General features: G+C 71.5%; 19 protein-coding genes and 1 pseudogene. 12 read left to right on the top strand and 8 right to left on the bottom strand.

The annotated features are described in order from the left end of the window. Positions 1-114 precede the first annotated feature (114 nt). Positions 115-429, bottom strand: coding sequence for a DUF3099 domain-containing protein (locus AB0C16_RS25410; protein ID WP_357686406.1), 315 nt, complete (start codon positions 427-429; stop codon positions 115-117). Between the two features lie 98 nt (positions 430-527). Here AB0C16_RS25410 and AB0C16_RS25405 point away from each other — a divergent pair, with 98 nt between their 5' ends. Both AB0C16_RS25405 and AB0C16_RS25400 read left to right on the top strand, forming a co-directional pair. Further along, the gene (locus AB0C16_RS25405; RefSeq protein ID WP_357686405.1) at positions 528-740 is read left to right on the top strand and encodes a dodecin; all 213 of its coding nucleotides are present in this window, start codon (positions 528-530) and stop codon (positions 738-740) included. 67 nt (positions 741-807) lie between these two features. Then, on the top strand, positions 808-1,815 hold the full coding sequence (locus tag AB0C16_RS25400; protein ID WP_357686404.1) for a linear amide C-N hydrolase: 1,008 nt from the start codon (positions 808-810) through the stop codon (positions 1,813-1,815). Here the strand turns inward: AB0C16_RS25400 and AB0C16_RS25395 are convergent. Both AB0C16_RS25395 and AB0C16_RS25390 read right to left on the bottom strand, forming a co-directional pair. Beyond that, complete coding sequence (locus tag AB0C16_RS25395; protein ID WP_357686483.1) at positions 1,799-3,154, bottom strand: metallopeptidase TldD-related protein; 1,356 nt, start codon at positions 3,152-3,154, stop codon at positions 1,799-1,801. The two genes, AB0C16_RS25400 and AB0C16_RS25395, sit on opposite strands and share 17 nt — an antisense overlap. 44 nt (positions 3,155-3,198) lie before the next feature. Then, positions 3,199-4,692 carry a TldD/PmbA family protein gene (locus AB0C16_RS25390; RefSeq protein ID WP_357686403.1) on the bottom strand — a complete coding sequence of 498 codons (1,494 nt, stop codon included), beginning with the start codon at positions 4,690-4,692 and terminating at the stop codon, positions 3,199-3,201. Positions 4,693-4,769: 77 nt separating this feature from the next. Here AB0C16_RS25390 and fabG point away from each other — a divergent pair, with 77 nt between their 5' ends. Next, positions 4,770-5,465 (top strand): 3-oxoacyl-ACP reductase FabG, encoded by a 696-nt coding sequence (fabG, locus tag AB0C16_RS25385; RefSeq protein WP_357686402.1) that lies wholly within the window; start codon positions 4,770-4,772, stop codon positions 5,463-5,465. A gap of 1 nt (position 5,466) precedes the next feature. Next, the gene (fabI, locus tag AB0C16_RS25380; protein ID WP_357686401.1) at positions 5,467-6,231 is read left to right on the top strand and encodes an enoyl-ACP reductase FabI; all 765 of its coding nucleotides are present in this window, start codon (positions 5,467-5,469) and stop codon (positions 6,229-6,231) included. 106 nt (positions 6,232-6,337) lie between these two features. Here fabI and AB0C16_RS25375 read toward each other — a convergent pair whose 3' ends face one another. Beyond that, positions 6,338-7,189, bottom strand: a complete 852-nt coding sequence (locus AB0C16_RS25375; protein WP_357686400.1) for a hypothetical protein — start codon at positions 7,187-7,189, stop codon at positions 6,338-6,340. 126 nt (positions 7,190-7,315) lie between these two features. Next, the gene (locus tag AB0C16_RS25370; protein ID WP_357686399.1) at positions 7,316-8,263 is read right to left on the bottom strand and encodes an aldo/keto reductase; all 948 of its coding nucleotides are present in this window, start codon (positions 8,261-8,263) and stop codon (positions 7,316-7,318) included. 64 nt (positions 8,264-8,327) lie between these two features. Here AB0C16_RS25370 and AB0C16_RS25365 point away from each other — a divergent pair, with 64 nt between their 5' ends. Genes AB0C16_RS25365 through mshC form a run of 5 tightly spaced genes read left to right on the top strand, consistent with a single transcriptional unit; the run spans position 8,328 to position 12,262 of the window. After that, positions 8,328-9,014: an MSMEG_4193 family putative phosphomutase gene (locus AB0C16_RS25365; protein WP_357686482.1), complete on the top strand. Its 687-nt coding sequence runs from the start codon at positions 8,328-8,330 to the stop codon at positions 9,012-9,014. Between the two features lie 9 nt (positions 9,015-9,023). After that, entirely contained in the window at positions 9,024-9,572 is a 549-nt protein-coding gene (locus AB0C16_RS25360) for a DUF3090 domain-containing protein (RefSeq protein ID WP_357686398.1), read from the top strand. Beyond that, positions 9,569-10,333: an SCO1664 family protein gene (locus tag AB0C16_RS25355; protein ID WP_357686397.1), complete on the top strand. Its 765-nt coding sequence runs from the start codon at positions 9,569-9,571 to the stop codon at positions 10,331-10,333. The genes AB0C16_RS25360 and AB0C16_RS25355 overlap by 4 nt, the downstream gene beginning before the upstream one ends. A 23-nt stretch (positions 10,334-10,356) precedes the next feature. Then, a complete protein-coding gene (locus AB0C16_RS25350) occupies positions 10,357-11,007 on the top strand; it encodes an NRDE family protein (RefSeq protein WP_357686396.1) in 651 nt (216 codons plus the stop codon). Positions 11,008-11,017: 10 nt separating this feature from the next. Further along, complete coding sequence (gene mshC / locus AB0C16_RS25345) at positions 11,018-12,262, top strand: cysteine--1-D-myo-inosityl 2-amino-2-deoxy-alpha-D-glucopyranoside ligase (protein ID WP_357686395.1); 1,245 nt, start codon at positions 11,018-11,020, stop codon at positions 12,260-12,262. On the opposite strand, the gene AB0C16_RS25340 is transcribed toward mshC, so the two are convergent. Continuing rightward, a complete protein-coding gene (locus AB0C16_RS25340) occupies positions 12,259-12,798 on the bottom strand; it encodes an isochorismatase family cysteine hydrolase (RefSeq protein WP_357686394.1) in 540 nt (179 codons plus the stop codon). The two genes, mshC and AB0C16_RS25340, sit on opposite strands and share 4 nt — an antisense overlap. A 23-nt stretch (positions 12,799-12,821) precedes the next feature. After that, positions 12,822-13,793, bottom strand: a complete 972-nt coding sequence (locus AB0C16_RS25335; RefSeq protein WP_357686393.1) for a UDP-glucuronic acid decarboxylase family protein — start codon at positions 13,791-13,793, stop codon at positions 12,822-12,824. Positions 13,794-13,975: 182 nt separating this feature from the next. Between AB0C16_RS25335 and AB0C16_RS25330 the strand changes: the two genes are divergently transcribed. Together AB0C16_RS25330 and AB0C16_RS25325 are read left to right on the top strand one after the other, a co-directional pair. After that, the gene (locus AB0C16_RS25330; RefSeq protein ID WP_357686392.1) at positions 13,976-14,590 is read left to right on the top strand and encodes an HAD family hydrolase; all 615 of its coding nucleotides are present in this window, start codon (positions 13,976-13,978) and stop codon (positions 14,588-14,590) included. An 82-nt stretch (positions 14,591-14,672) separates the two neighbouring features. After that, positions 14,673-14,975: a WhiB family transcriptional regulator gene (locus tag AB0C16_RS25325; protein ID WP_357686481.1), complete on the top strand. Its 303-nt coding sequence runs from the start codon at positions 14,673-14,675 to the stop codon at positions 14,973-14,975. On the opposite strand, the gene AB0C16_RS25320 is transcribed toward AB0C16_RS25325, so the two are convergent. After that, positions 14,918-15,343, bottom strand: a complete 426-nt coding sequence (locus AB0C16_RS25320; RefSeq protein ID WP_357686391.1) for a peptide deformylase — start codon at positions 15,341-15,343, stop codon at positions 14,918-14,920. The two genes, AB0C16_RS25325 and AB0C16_RS25320, sit on opposite strands and share 58 nt — an antisense overlap. 295 nt (positions 15,344-15,638) lie before the next feature. On the opposite strand from AB0C16_RS25320, the pseudogene AB0C16_RS25315 reads away from it, so the two are divergent. Continuing rightward, a pseudogene (locus tag AB0C16_RS25315) lies at positions 15,639-15,880 on the top strand (hypothetical protein); the annotation flags it as partial.

Raw genomic sequence — 15,880 nt, 5'->3', positions numbered from 1 at the left:
GCTTCATCGGCGTTCCGACGGGGGCCCGGAACGCCGGCACCAGCACTCCGACGGGGGACCGGAGCGCTTGGCTAAAGCGTACACCTACAACCCATGGGATGCGTCAAGACTTAGTCACGACCCGATCTCGCGTCGGTGCCTTGGTATCTCGCTTTGGTTAGCCTCGGGTGTGTGAAAGGTGGGAGGTGGCACCTCCGCGCCCCTCTCATTGGCCCCGATTACGGCTATGTATGGCAAAAAAACGGCGCCCGCGATGAACAGCAGCCGATAGGGCCACGGCACCGGCACCACCACCGCCAGGATCAGGCAGAGCGTGCGAATCCCCATCTTGATGAGGTAGCTGACCTCTCGGCGGCGGATGTCCGCCGTCAGTGAGGGTTTGGCGTCAGTGACCTGGTGGACGTCCTGTTTTCTGCGCCACCACTTCATGCCTACCACGCTAGACCTCCGACGGGCAGGCTGCGACCGCCTGCCGGAGGGGTACGGCGAGTCATGCGATCATGGCCTTCTAGTAAGGAGATGTGGAGATGACGGATCGAACGTACCGGGTCACCGAGATAGTCGGGACGTCGGGGGAGAGCGTTGACCAGGCCATCCGCAACGGCATCAGGCGCGCGTCCGAGACGCTGCGTCACCTCGACTGGTTCGAGGTGACGGAGGTCCGCGGGCACATCGACGCGGGAGAGGTCGCCCACTTCCAGGTGGGGATGAAGGTGGGCTTCCGCCTCGAGGACGCCTGAGCTCCGCGTTCTGCCACGATTCCGTGCGGAACGTGACAGGCGCGGCGCGGCGCGCCACACTGCGCTCATGCGCAGCCGTACCACGGGGATCCTGCCGGCGCTCGTCCCGATCCTGCTGGTCCTGACCCTGCTCGCCGCCTGCGCGGCGGCCCCGTCGCCGCCGCGGCCGGCGTCAGGGCCGGAGCCGCGCCCCGTCCTGCGCCAGAGCGCCGAGGAGGCGGCCCGTACGGCGGCGAGCCTGCGCCGGCTCGACGACCTGCCTCTGTACGAGATGACCTTCCACGGCGGCTACGACGCCGAGGCGCCGCTCACCGAGCAGGAGCTGGCCCGCCGCGACGACGCCTTCGCCTGCTCGCTGTTCCTGCGCGGCACGGAGTTCGGCCGCAATTTCGACTGGGACCCCCACCCGGCCATGGTGGTGCACGCCCGCCCGCCGGGCGGCTACGCCTCCCTGTCGATCTCCGACGTCTCGTACGTCCTCGGCGACCAGAGAGCCCCAGACCTGGACGACCCCGGCGACCGGCGGCGGCTGGCGCACGCCGTGCTGGTCCCGTTCGACGGCATGAACGAGAAGGGCCTGGCGGTCGGCCTGGCCCAGACGCCCGACGCCCTGCCGCCCGCCCGCACGCCCGGCCGCCCCGTCGTCGGCAGCGCGCGGATCATGCGGATCCTCCTCGACCGGGCGGCCACCGTGGACGAGGCCGTCGCCCTCATGCGCCGCTACGACCTCGACTTCTCCGGCGGCCCGCAGGTCCACTACCTGATCGGCGACCGCTCGGGCCGGTCGGCCGTCGTCGAGTACGGCGACGGCCGGCTGAACGTCATCGACGACCGCGTGCTCACCAACATCACGATGACCGGCGCGAGCCGCGACACCCGCCTGGCCGACCCCCGCTACCGCACGCTCACCGAGGGCATCGGCACCGAAGCCGACGCCCTCGGCCTGCTGCGCCGGGTCGCGCAGCCGCACACCCGCTGGTCGGTCGTCTACGACCTGAAAGCCGGCACCGCCCGGCTCGTCCCCGGCCGGCGGTGGGACCGGGTGATCGAGCCGGCGATCAGCTCGCCTGGCTGACCGTCGACATGTTGAAGTCGGGCACCCGCACGGCCGGCATCACCGTACGGGTCCAGTAGTCGTTCCACTCGCGAGGCAGCGTCTGCACGGCGGCGCCGACCTCGCTCAGCCGGCCGAGCAGGTCGACGGGGCTCTCGTTGAACCTGAAGTTGTTGACCTCGCCCACCACCTCGCCGTGCTCGACCAGGTAGACGCCGTCGCGGGTCAGGCCGGTCACGAGCAGGGTCTGCGGGTCGACCTCGCGGATGTACCACAGGCAGGTGAGCAGCAGGCCGTGCTGGGTGGAGGCGATCATCTCCTCCAGCGACCGCCCGTCGCCGGGACCCCGCATGATCAGGTTGTCGATCGTCGGCGTCGCCGGCAGCCCGCTGAGCTCGGCGGAGTAGCGGGTCTGCAGCAGCGCCTCCAGCCTGCCGTCTCTGATCCAGTCGGTCGGGGCCAGCGGCAGCCCGTTGTCGAAGACGGAGGTCTCGCGGCCGGAGGCGTGCGCGATCACGAACGGCGCGCACTCGATGCCCGGCGCGGACGGGTCGCCGGACAACGTCACCGGCAGGCCGGCCAGCTGCTCGCCCACCCGGGTGCCGCCGCCGGGCTTGGCGAACACCGAACGGCCGTCGAGCGCGTCACGGGCTCCCGACGACCAGAACATGTAGATCATCAGGTCGGCCACCGCGCTCGGCGGCAGCAGCGTCTCGTAACGGCCGGCCGGCAGGTCGACGCGGTTCTTGGCCCAGTCGAGCCGCTGCGCCAGCGACGCGTCGAGCACGGCCACGTCGACGTCGGAGAAGTCGCGCGTCGCCACGCCCGTCCAGGCCGAACGCTTCAGGTCGGCGGACTTGGCGTTGAGCTCCAGCCGCCCGGACGGCTGGTCGTGGCGCAGCCGCAACCCGGCGGACGTGCCGAGGAAGGTCGTCGTGCGCGAGTGCTCGGCGAAGCCGTAGAGCTTGCGGCCGCCCGACTCGGCGGCGGCGAACGCGTCGCCCAGCGCCGGCGCGAAGCGCTCGAACACCCCGATGTCGGTGGGCGTCGCCGGCTCGTCCCAGGCATCGCTCGCCGGCACGCCCTCGACCAGCGGCCGGGCGTCCTCTGCGGGTTGCGCCTCGCGGGCCGCCCGGTCGGCCGCGGCGACCACGTCGGCGAGCTGCTCCGGTCGTACGGAGGCCCGGGAGACCACGCCGACCCCCTCGCCCATGATCGAGATCACGGTCAGCTGCGCGGAACGGGCGACACCGTTGGTGGTGAGCGTGTTGCCCGCGAAACGCAGGTTGGCCGTGGAGCCCTCGTCGGCGAGCACGACGCACCCGTCGGCCGTGGAGAGCTCCAGGGCCCTTTCCACCATCTCCTGCGGGGAGGCCGTGGCGCCCCCCGCGAATCCGCGCTCGCTCACTTGCCGCCCTCCTGCACCGTGTTGAGGATCCGGACGTCGCGAAACAGCCCCGAGGGGCAGCCGTGGCTGACCGGCGCGACCTGGCCCGGCTGGCCCTTGCCGCAGTTGAAGGCGCCGCCGAGCACGTAGGTCTGCGGCCCGCCGACCGCCTCCATGGACTGCCAGAAGTCCGTCGTGGTCGCCTGGTAGGCGAAGTCGCGGACCTGCCCGGCCAGCCGGCCGTGCGAGATCCGGTAGGCCCGCTGGCCGGTGAACTGGAAGTTGTGACGCTGCATGTCGATCGACCAGCTCTTGTCGCCCACGATGTAGAGGCCCCGCTCGACGCCCGAGATCAGCTCCTCGGTGGACGGGCCGCCGGGCGCCGCGGCCAGCGAGACGTTGGCCATGCGCTGGATCGGCATGTGGCCGGGGGAGTCGGCGAACGCGCACCCGTTGGAGCGGCCGAACCCCTTCATCAGCGCCATGCGCCGGTCGAGCTGGTAGCCGGTCAGGATGCCGCCGCGGACGATGTCGAAGCTCTGGCCCCGCACGCCCTCGTCGTCGAACCCGACCGTCGCCAGGCCGTGCTCGACGGTGCGGTCACCGGTCACGTTCAGCACCGGCGAGCCGTAGACGAGCTTGCCCAGCTGGTCGAAGGTGGCGAAGCTGGTGCCGGCGTAGGCGGCCTCGTAGCCGAGCGCCCGGTCGAGCTCGGTGGCGTGGCCGATCGACTCGTGGATGGTCAGCCACAGGTTGGACGGGTGGATCACCAGGTCGTAGTCGCCCGCCTCCACCGACGGCGCCGCCAGCTTCTCCGCCAGCAGCTCGGGCAGCTGGGCCAGCTCGGCCGGCCAGTCCCAGCCCGTGCCCGTCAGGTATTCGTACCCCCGGCCCACCGGCGGCGCGATCGTCGACATGTCGTCGAAGCCGCCGTCGGCCGCCTTCATCGCGTTGAGCCTCGGGTGCACCCGCACCCGCTGCTGGGTGGTGACGGTGCCGGCCGTGTCGGCGTAGAACTTCTGCTCCTTGACCTGGTGCAGCCGGGCCGAGACGTGGTCGGCGCCCTTGAGCAGCCCGGCCGACCAGTCGGCCAGCAGCGTCACCTTGTCGGCCGACGGCACCGAGAACGGGTCGACGTCGTAGGAGGAGACCCACGTGACGTCGGCGTGCACCGGCTCGGGCGCCAGCTCGATGGGCTCCCTGTTGATGGGAGCGCTCACCTCCGCCACCCGCACCGCCTGCTCGGCCACCCGCGCGGCGGCCTCCGGGGTCAGGTGGATGCCCGCGGCGAACCCCCAGGTGCCGCCCTTGACGACGCGGACCGCGTAGCCCAGGTCGTCGGCGTCCATGGCGCCTTCGAGCCGGGTGTCGTAGAGGCTGAGCGTCTCGGCTCTGACGCGTTCCAGCCGGAAGTCGGCGTGCTCGGCGCCCAGGTCACGAGCTTTTTGCAGGGCGGCTTCCGCCAGCTGCCGCAGCGGCAGCTCCAGGAAATCGGGATCGATCTGGCGCATGTCCACGATCCTAACCCCGTGATCTTGTGTCACCCGGATAAGCGGATACCGGCCGGTAGGGGATAGCGTCATGTGTCATGGCACGCTCAGTACTCGTCACCGGGGGCAATCGCGGCATAGGCCTCGCGATCGCCCGTGAACTCGCCGCGCACGGCGACGCCGTCGCGGTCACCTACCGATCCGGAGAGCCTCCCGAGGGGTTGTTCGGCGTCCGGTGCGACGTGACCAGCATGGCCGACGTCGAGGCCGCCTTCGACAAGGTCGAGGCGGAGCAGGGGCCGGTCGAGGTCCTCGTCTCCAACGCCGGCATCACCAAGGACACCTTGCTGGCGATGATGAAGGAAGAGACCTTCACCGACGTCGTCGACGCCAACCTGACCGGCGCCTACCGGGTCGCCAAGCGGGCCATCAGGCCTATGATGAAGCTCAAGCGGGGCCGGGTCATCCTGGTCTCCTCCGTCATCGCGATGCTCGGCCAGGCGGGCCAGACCAACTACGCCGCCTCGAAGGCCGGGCTGATCGGCTTCGCCCGCTCCATGGCCCGCGAGTACGGCTCGCGCGGCATCACCGTCAACGTGGTCTCGCCGGGGTTCGTGGCCACCGACATGACGGCCGACCTCGACACCGAGGCCATCGTGAAGAACATCCCGCTCGGGCGGCAGGCGTCGCCCGGCGAGGTCGCGCGTGTCGTCCGTTTCCTGGCGAGCGACGACGCCTCCTACATCACCGGGGCCGTGATCCCCGTCGACGGCGGACTCGGAATGGGGCACTGACGTGGGCATTCTCGAAGGCAAGCGGATCCTCGTGACCGGGGTGCTGACCGACGCGTCGATCGCGTTCTCGGTCGCCAAACTGGCCCAGGAGGAGGGCGCCACCGTGGTGCTCACCGGGTTCGGCCGGCTGAGCCTGGTCGAGCGCATCGCCAAGCGGCTGCCCGCGCCGGCGCCGGTGCTGGAGCTCGACGTCCAGGACACCGACCACCTCGACACCCTGGCCGCCAGGGTCGGCGAACACGTCGAGGGCCTCGACGGCGTCGTCCACTCGATCGGGTTCGCCCCGCAGACCGCCCTCGGCGGCAACTTCCTCAACACCTCGTGGGAGGACGTCTCGACCGCCCTGCACGTGTCCACCTACTCGTTCAAGTCGCTGGCCGTCGCGTGCCTGCCGCTGATGAAGGAGGGGGGCGCGGTCGTCGGCCTCGACTTCGACGCCTCCAAGGCGTGGCCGGTCTACGACTGGATGGGCGTGGCCAAGGCCGGTCTCGAGTCGGCCTCCCGCTATCTCGCGCGCGATCTCGGCAAGCAGGGCATCAGGGTCAACCTGGTCGCCGCCGGGCCGCTGCGCACGATGGCGGCCAAGTCGATCCCGGGCTTCAAGGAGTTCGAGGACAGCTGGCCGGCCAAGGCCCCGCTCGGCTGGGACCTCGCCGACACGATCCCGGCCGCGAAGGCGTGCGTGGCGCTGATGTCCGACTGGTTCCCCGCCACCACGGGCGAGATCGTCCACGTGGACGGCGGTGTCCACGCGGTCGGCGGCTGACCCTTTCCGCGATCGGCCGCCCGTCCGTGCCCGCTGCCTGGGGTCACCGTCTCGGGTCACCGTCGCGGATCGGCGCCGAGGCCCCTGCGCGTCAGACTTCTGCGCGTCAGGCCAGGCGGTGCCGGCCGCCGGCCGCCCGGACCGGTTCGAACGGGATCGAGTCGGATCGCTCGCTGCGCTGCCGCCGCTGCTGCACGATGCGGGTGGCGGCGATGGCCGAGGCCAGGAGCGCGATCGTCAGCCCGGTGCCGACCACGTCGGACGCCGGGCCGCTCGGCCGCACCACCCGCTCGCGCATCGGCACCGACAGCTCCCGCGCGAACGGATTCGGCCACAGCAGGTCGATGCGCGCGTCGTCGGTGTCGACGGTCGGCTCGTCGGCGACCGGATCCTCGCTGGTGTCCATCAGGTAGGGCTCGCTCTGCGGCGGCGTCGGCCCCATGGTGGGCGCCGTCGTGGGCGCCGTGGCGTCCTCCCGCTCGTCCTCGCGCGCCCGCTTGTCGGCGCTGCCCGTGGCCTCGGGAGCAGGGTCGGACACCTTCGGCGTCGGCTTGGGGGCGGCCTCGTCGCCGGAGTCGCGGTCGCCGCAGGCCAGCACGGGCAGGCAGACCTTGCCGAGCGTCTCGGGCAGCAGGGTGGCGCCGTGCGACGGCTCGGGCGCGTTCTCGCTGGACGGAGTGCCGGTGGGCCCCACCTTGCCCACCGTGCCGAGCACCTCGTCGGTGGTGTCGTTGAGGCCCTTGGTGACCGGCTTGACCGTGTCGCCCGTGAGCGTGTCGACGGTGCCGGTGACCACGTCGACGACGTCGCACAGACCGTCGGTCACGCCGCCGAGCAGGCCGCCTCCGTTCGGGCAGTCGGCGGCCGCGGCGGCCGCCGACGTGGGTGGCGCGGTCAGCGGGATCGCCGCCAGCGTCACCGCCAGGACGCCGGCCGAGATCGCGCTCCTGCTCCCCATCAGTCCCCTTCCGCATTCGCCTCGGGGAAATCTTTACGGACATCAGCGGTAAGAGGCAGGTGTTTCTCGCGAAAGTTGCGATTTGGTATCGACTAGTGATACGCGAGTGCCGTTCTCGTTTCACCGTCAGTCGATCGAGGACACGTCGTCCAGCGCCTCGCGGATCTCTCTCGGCAGCACCACGTCCTCGGCGGGCAGCGCTCCGGTGAGCTGGGCGTAGGTGCGGGCGCCGACGATGGCCGAGGCCACGCCCGGCTGATCGCGTACCCACGACAGGGCCACCGCCACCGGCGACACCCCGAGCCCGTCGGCGGCGGTCATGACGGACTCGACCACCCGGCGGCTCCGCTCGTCGAGGTAGGGCCTGACGAACTCGGCGAAGTGCGGGGTCGCGGCCCGCGAGTCGGCCGGGATGCCCGTGCGGTATTTGCCGGTCAGCACGCCCCTGCCCAGCGGCGACCAGGCCAGCACGCCCGCCCCCACGTGATGGGCGGCGGGCAGCAGCTCGCGCTCCGGCTCGCGGGCCAGCAGCGAGTATTCGACCTGGGCGGAGGTGATCGGGATCCGGCCGGGGATCGCCCGCTGGGTGACGCCGGCGGCGGCCAGCTGCCAGCCGGTGTAGTCGCAGACGCCCGCGTAGACCGCGCGGCCGGAGGAGACGATCGCGTCGAGCGCGGCCAGCGTCTCCTCCAGGGGCACCTCCTCGTCGTAGGTGTGCAGCTGCCACAGGTCGACGTAGTCGAGGCCGAGCCGGTTGAGGGAGTCGTCGACCGCGGCGATCAGGTGGCGCCGGGAGGCGTCACGGGGCCTGCGGCCCGCCGGGGTCACCACCGCCTTGGTGGAGATCACCAGCTCCGAGCGGGGGAATGAGTCGCGCAGCATCCGGCCGAGAACCCGCTCGGCGTCGCCGCCGGTGTAGACGTCGGCCGTGTCGACGAGGGTGCCGCCGGCGTCCATGAACGCCCGGAGCTGGACCGACGCGTCGTCGGCGTCGGTATCACGCCCCCAGGTCATCGTGCCGAGCCCGAGACGGGACACCGACAGGCCGCTACGGCCGACATAGCGTTGCTGCATGATCCCGCCAGGTTACCGCTCGGGCCGCTGGAACGCCGTGATCCACGCCTGCGACACTTGGTGCGTGACCACCCTCCTTCTCGCCCGTCATGGGCTCACCGCGCTCACCGGACCCGTCCTGGCCGGCCGCACTCCGGGGGTGCGGCTGAGCGACGCCGGCCGGGGGCAGGCCGAGGCCCTCGCCCGGCGCATCGCGGGCGTCCGGCTCGACGCCGTCGTCTCCAGCCCGCTCGAACGCTGCCAGGAGACCGCGCAGGCCGTCGCCGCGGAACGGGGGATGGAGGTGGTGACCGACGAGCGGTTCGTCGAGTGCGGTTACGGCGACTGGACCGGACGTCCGCTGGCCGAGCTGGCCAAGGAGCCGCTGTGGCAGGTGGTGCAGGCGCATCCGAGCGCGGTGACGTTCCCGGACGGGGAGTCCATGGCCGCCATGCAGCGGCGGGGGGTGGAGGCGGTCCGAGACTGGAACGAGCGCGTCGGGGGGAAGGGTGTCTACCTGGCGTGCAGTCACGGTGATGTGATCAAGGCGATCGTGGCCGACGCTCTCGGGCTCCACCTCGATCACTTTCAGCGGATAACCGCCGATCCGGGAGCCCTCACCGTGATTCGCTATAGCCCCTTGCGTCCCTTTGTTCTCCGACTTAACGATATGGGGGAATTGCGGCTTCCCGAGGATTCGGAGGAGAAAGACGGGGGAGAAAACATCACCGGGAGCGATGCCGCCGTCGGCGGCGGGCCCGGGACCACGTAAGGTCAGGCTATGCCGGTCTTCGACTACGACCCACCGGAGAGGTTCGTGGCCGGTGCCCTGGGGCAACCGGGTGCACGGGCCTTCTTTCTGCAGGCCAGAGCCGAGGGCAGACTGACCACTGTCGCGCTGGAGAAGCTGCAGGTGGCCGCGCTCGCGGGCCGGCTCGACGAGCTGCTCGACGAGGTGCTGCGGCGCAGCGGGGGCACCGCCCACGTGCCCGCCATGGCTCCCGCCGACCTGTCCGACGACGCCCCCCTTGACGTGCCGCTCGCCGAGGACTTCCGGGTCGGCACCATGGCGCTGGCCTGGGATCCCGAGACGTCACAGGTGGTCATCGAGGCGCAGGAGATCATCGAGGACGACGACGTCGATCCGGACGAGCCGGCCGTGCTCCGGGTGCGCATCAGCGCCGGGGCCGCACGGGCGTTCACCCAGCGGGCGCTCCGGCTCGTCGCCGCGGGCCGGCCGCCCTGCCCCCTGTGCGGGCAGCCGCTCGACGCCGAAGGCCACGTCTGTGTCCGGCTCAACGGCTACCGCGGGGGTGAAGCGGCTTCATGAGCGCCTCGGAGAGCGAGCCGGCCATCCGACCATCCTCCCCGTCGGCCATGGAGGCCGAGGGGGCGCTCACCCTGCTGCGCGACGGCCGCCTGGAGGTGGCCGGGCGGCTGGTCGAGGCCACCAACATGACCCTCTACTGCTCGGTCACGCTGGCCGGGCGGACCGCCGCCTGCGTCTACAAGCCCGTGCGCGGCGAGCGCCCGCTGTGGGACTTCCCCGACGGCACCCTGGCCGCCCGCGAGGTGGCGGCGTTCGAGGTGTCCCAGGCGACCGGCTGGCAGATCGTGCCGCCCACCGTCTACCGCGACGGCCCGTTCGGGCCCGGCATGTGCCAGCTGTGGATCGACACCCAGCGCGAGATCGACCTGACACGGCTGATCCGCAGCCGCAACCCGGTGGTGCGCCGGATGGCGGTGTTCGACGCCGTGGTCAACAACGCCGACCGCAAGGGCGGCCACCTGCTGCCCCTGTCCACCGGCCACGTCTTCGGGGTCGACCACGGCGTCTGTTTCGCCGTCGAGGACAAACTGCGCACCGTGCTCTGGCAGTGGCGGGGCAAACCGCTGGCACGCGAGGCGGTGGCCGTGCTCGCCAAGCTGGAGCGCGACCTCGAGTCGGGCGCGCTGGGCCGCAGGCTGCGCGAGCTGCTGTCGCTCGCCGAGGTCGAGGCCACCTGGCGGCGGGTCAGGCGGTTGCTCGACACCGGAGTCCATCCCTACCCGTCGGAGGACTGGCCTGCCATCCCCTGGCCGCCCATCTAAACCGGTTTACTACTCTTTGGCACATGTGCACGCTGATCGTGAAGACGGGGCGACCGCTGACCCTGATGGGCGTACGTGACGAACACACCGACCGGCCATGGGAGGGTCCGGGCGAGCACTGGCCCGAATACCCCGGCGTGATCGGGGGACTCGACCTCAAGGCGGGCGGCACCTGGCTGGCCGTCCATCCGGCGGCCCGCCGCGCCGCCGCCCTGCTCAACGGGCGGGGCAGGGCCGCCCCCGAGACCGCCAGGATCTCCCGCGGCGACCTGGCGCTCCGCGCGGTCACGACCGGCGGCATGCCACGGGTCCCGCTCGCCGGTTACGACCCCTTCCACCTGGTGCTCGCCGAGCCGTCCGGGGTTCGCCTGTTCAGCTGGGACGGCGTCCGGCTCGCCACGGCCGAGCTGGACGAGGGCGTCAGCATGGTGGTCAACACCGGCCTCGACCCCGCCAGCGAGCGGGTGGCCGGGTTCCTGCCCAGGTTCGAGAGCAGCGCCGACTGGCGCGAGCTGATCACCGGCGAGCCCTCCGACGATCCCGGCGCGCTCATCGTCCGTCACGAGCTGCCCGACGGCAGGGTCTTCGCGTCCCTGTCGGTCATGACGGTCGAGCTGGACCCGGGCGGCGTGACGTACGAGTTCACGGACCTGACCGCTGATCCGGACAGATAGGCTCAAAGCTATGAGATCGTGGTCTGCCCCGAAGGTTCCCAGGCTTCCCGGCGAGAGCGTCCCGCTGCGACTCCACGACACCGCGGCACGACAGGTACGGCAGACCGATCCCGGGCCCACGGCCAGGATGTACGTCTGCGGCATCACCCCCTACGACGCCACCCACCTCGGCCACGCCAACACCTACCTCGCCTTCGACCTGGTCGGCAGGGTGTGGCGCGACGCCGGTCACGACGTCCACTACACGCAGAACACCACCGACGTCGACGACCCGCTGCTGGAGCGCGCCCAGCAGACCGGAGTCGACTGGCGGGAGCTGGCCGAGCGGGAGACCGAGCTGTTCCGCGCCGACATGGAGGCGCTGCGCATCCTGCCCCCGCGCGAGTACGTCGGCGTCACCGAGGTCGTCGGCCAGATCGCCGGCCTGGTCGAGCGGCTGGCGGCCAAAGGCCTCACCTACGTGCTCGACGGCGACGTCTACTTCAGCTCGGCCGACGCGCCCAAGTTCGGTCAGGTGTCCGGCTACGCCGAGGAACGGATGCTCACCCTGTTCGCCGAGCGTGGCGGCGACCCTGACAGGCCGGGCAAACGCCACCCGCTCGACTGGCTGCTGTGGCGGGCCGAACGGCCGGGTGAGCCGGCCTGGGAGTCGCCGTTGGGCAGAGGCCGGCCCGGCTGGCACATCGAGTGCACCGGCATCGCGCTCGACCGGCTGGGCTCCGGCTTCGACGTCGCGGGCGGCGGCTCCGACCTGATCTTCCCCCACCACGAGTGCGGCGCGTCCGAAGGGCACGCCGCGACCGGCGAATGGCCGTTCGCCAAGTTCTACACGCACGCCGGCATGGTCGCGCTCGACGGCGAGAAGATGTCGAAGTCCAAGGGCAACCTGGTGTTCGTGTCCAGGCTGCGGGCCGAGCACGACCCGATGGCGGTCCGGCTCGTGCTGCTGGCCCACCACTACCGTGCCGACTGGGAATACCTCCCCGCCCAGCTGGCCGAGGCCGAGCACAGGCTGGCCCGCTGGCGCGCGGCCACGGCGCTCCCCGACGCCCCGCCCGCCGACGAGCTGCTGGCCACGGTGCGCGAGCGGCTCTCCGACGACCTCGACGCGCCCGGAGCGCTGGCCGCGATCGACGCCTGGGCCGAGCGGGCGCTCAGCCACGGCGGCGCCGACGAGACGGCGCCCGGCCTGGTCCGCGACCTGGCCGACGCCCTCCTCGGAGTCGCGCTCCAGGCCGATGGGCCGGCCCTCTAGGGCAGGCAGCGGCGGGCGGGCACGATCTCGGCCGACATGTTGCGCTCCATCATGCGCAGCGCGGCCCGGCCGAGATCGCCGTGGATCGGCGCGACGCAGTCCGGCGGCACCATGATGCCGAACTGCCTGACGTAGGCGTCGAGCGCGCTGTAGAGCACGCACTGCTCGGTCACCTGCCCGGTCAGCAGCACGGTGCCGACGGCCAGCTGCCGCAGCAGATACTCCAGGGCCGTGCCGTAGAAGACGCTGTGCCGTACCTTCGGCAGGAACGCGCAGTCGTCCGGTGGCGCGACCGGCTCCACCAGGTCGGGGCGGCGCCCCCTCAGCGCCCTGGAAACCAGGTCGTCGCGGGTGGCCGAGAAGTCGCCGTGGTTGTCGTTGACGTAGATCAGCTCCACGTCGTCGTGCCGGCGGGCCCGGCCGATCAGCTCGGCCAGCCGCGGCACGATCGGCTCCACCCCGTGCTCGAGCCGCTCGGCATCCCGATGCCCATACGGATTGAGCATGTCGATCACGATCATCGCGATCCTCGGCATGACGGATCCCCCCGGCGGCGGGCTCAGGCGCCCAGCCGCTCCAGCCGCTTGTCGCCGGACAACCCGGACAACTCCGCCGAGAACCAGTCGATGGTACGGCGCAGCCCCTCGGCCGCCGGGACCACGGCCCGCCAGCCCAGCCGCTCGGCGGCCAGCGTCGTGTCGGGCCTGCGCATCATGGGATCCTCGGCCGGGCGCTCGACGAACTCGATCGGCGAGGACGACCCCGCCAGCTCCCTGATCAGCGTGGCCAGCTCCAGCATGGTCAGCTCGTCCGGGTTGCCGATGTTGACCGGGCCCCCGAAGTCGCCGGTGGCCATGGCGAGGATGCCCGACACCGTGTCGTCCACGTAGCAGATGGAACGGCTCTGCGAGCCGTCGCCGGTGACCGTGATCGGCTCGCCCGTCAGCGCCTGCCTGATGAACGTCGGGATCGCCCGGCCGTCGTAGGGACGCATGCGCGGGCCGTAGGTGTTGAAGATCCGCACGATGCCCGTGTCGGTGGCGCGCGAGTGGCGGTAGGCGGTGGTCAGCGACTCGGCGAAGCGCTTGGCCTCGTCGTACACGCTGCGCGGGCCGACCGGGTTGACGTTGCCCCAGTACGTCTCCCGCTGCGGGTGCTCCAGCGGGTCGCCGTACACCTCGCTGGTCGAGGCCAGGACGAACCGGGCGCCCTTCTCCCTGGCCAGGCCCAGCGCGTGCAGCGTGCCGACGCTGCCCACCCGGAGCGTCTCGATCGGGTAGCGCAGGTAGTCGGTGGGCGAGGCGGCCGAGGCGAAGTGCAGCACGAGGTCCAGCCGGTCGGGCACGTGCACGTAGCCGGTCAGGTCGCACTCGATGACCCGGAAAGCGGGCCGGTCGATCAGGTGCTCCACGTTGCGCGGCCCGCCGGTGAGGAAGCTGTCCATGCAGACCACTTCCGCTCCGGCGTCCAGCAGGCGTTCACACAGATAGGAACCGAGGAACCCGGCTCCGCCGGTAACCAGCGCCTTCATCTCTTCCTCCCCCAAGTCCTCCCCCAAGACTGGAGGGTCGCTACCGACAGGAGCGGCCCCCAAACATCAAGGAGCCGGGGACCTGCGGAAACAGGCGGATCCGGCGGTCACGGATCACTGCCGGCGGTTGTTTGCGCGGGCGGGCTCCGGGTAGCTGGCGGGCAGCTCAACGGAGGTGAGAGGTGTTCGAACAACGCCGTCCAGGTGCCGTGCTCTTCGACCGTGACGGGACGCTGATCAGGAACGTCCCGTACAACGGAGATCCGGACCGGGTGGAGCCCATGCCCGGTGCGGTCGAGGCGCTGGTACGGCTACGCCGGGCCGAGGTTCCGGTGGCGGTCGTCACGAACCAGGCCGGTGTGGCCAGGGGGCTGCTCACGCCCGACGAGATGGATCAGGTCAACGCCAAGGTGGAGGAGCTGCTCGGCCCGTTCGACGCGTGGGCGATCTGCGTCCACGACGACGGCGACGGCTGCACCTGCCGCAAACCCGCGCCCGGCCTGCTGATCAGGGCCGCCGCCGTGCTGGACGTCAGCCCGCGCGACTGCGTGGTGGTCGGCGACATCGGCAGGGACATGGAGGCGGCCAGGGCCGCCGGGGCGCGCGGGATCCTGGTGCCCACACGGGAGACGCGGCAGGAGGAGATCCAGCAGGCCCCCGAGGTGGCCGACGACCTGACCGAGGCCGTCGACCGGGTGCTGAGCGACGCCCAGCGGGGCGACACCTGCCAGCCGGCCCCGGCCGCCGCGGCCGGCTCGGCGCTGTGGACCGGGCTGGCCGACTGGAGCCGCTGGTGATGATCGGCCCGGCGCCCGCCGAAGCGCCGACACTCGCCAGGTATGACCGCGAAAGGCCTGGGTAGACGTGGCGGGCATGATGATGTTCGACTGGTCGCGCGGAGCCGCCTGCCTGACCCTGGACCCGGAGTTGTTCTTCCCGATCTCGACCGAAGGGCCGGGCCAGGAGCAGGTGGAGCGCGCCAAGGCGATCTGCCAGGGCTGCCCGGTGCGCCAGCCCTGCCTCGACTACGCCATCAGCACCGGCCAGGCCTACGGGATCTGGGGTGGCGCCGATCCGTCACAACGCCGCGCGCTCGCCGCGCGGCCGGTCGCGCGGGGGCGCGCTCAACCCGAGGGCAAGGCGGCGGCCAGGAACCGCTCGCGTTCGTCCGCCTCGAGGTGATCGCTGAACAGCACGCCGTCGAGGTGGTCGTTCTCGTGTTGCAGCACCCTGGCCAGCACGCCCAGCGCGCGCACGACCACGGGCTTGCCGAACATGTCGCGGCCACGCGCCGTGACCAGGTAGGAGCGTTCCAGCGGCCACCACACGCCCGGAGCCGACAGGCAGGCCTCGTCGGCCGTGATGCGCCGCTCCGACAGCTCGAGCCTCGGGTTGACCAGGTGACCCGACCTGCCCTCGTAGGAGAAGGCGAGCACGCGCAGCGGCACCCCTATCTGCGGAGCGGCCAGACCGGCTCGGCCGGCTCCCGCGCGGATGGTCGCGGTCAGGGACTTCACCAGCCCCCGCAGCTCACGATCGAAATCGCGCACCGGCTCCGCCACCGAACGGAGCACAGGGTCGCTGAACAAACGGATGGGCCGGACTGTCACCGCAACTCCCCGATTCGTCGCGCCGTCATCCGCAGGATTCCCACCCGTCCGGTGATCAATCCCGCGGGCTGGGTGATGTAGCACAGCGGTAACAGAAGAGACCCGTTGGCGAAACGGCCTCAAAGCACTATTCGAGGGTGATCTCACTTGCGGTTCACGTGTGTGTGATGCCTGGCCGGGTGCTCGGGGCCCGGCCGGACACACCGGCCCACCCGATCCACCTGGAGGTGTTCGCGTGAGCGCGCTCCCCGTCGAGGACGAGGACTTCGTCCGCCCGTACGACCTCGCTCAGGCACGGCCGGACGACCCCGTTGCCGCGCGGCCGGACGACCCGATCGCCGCGCGGCCGGACGACCCGATCGCCGTGCGGCCGGACGACCCGATCGCCGTGCGGCCGGACGACCCGATCGGCGTGCGGCCGGACGACCCGATCGGCGTGCGGCCGGACGACCCGATCGGCGTGCGGCCGGACGACCC

Source organism: Nonomuraea sp. NPDC048916 (genome assembly GCF_040649575.1).
Lineage (GTDB): Bacteria > Actinomycetota > Actinomycetes > Streptosporangiales > Streptosporangiaceae > Nonomuraea.
This window is presented reverse-complemented; position numbering and strand designations above follow the sequence as displayed.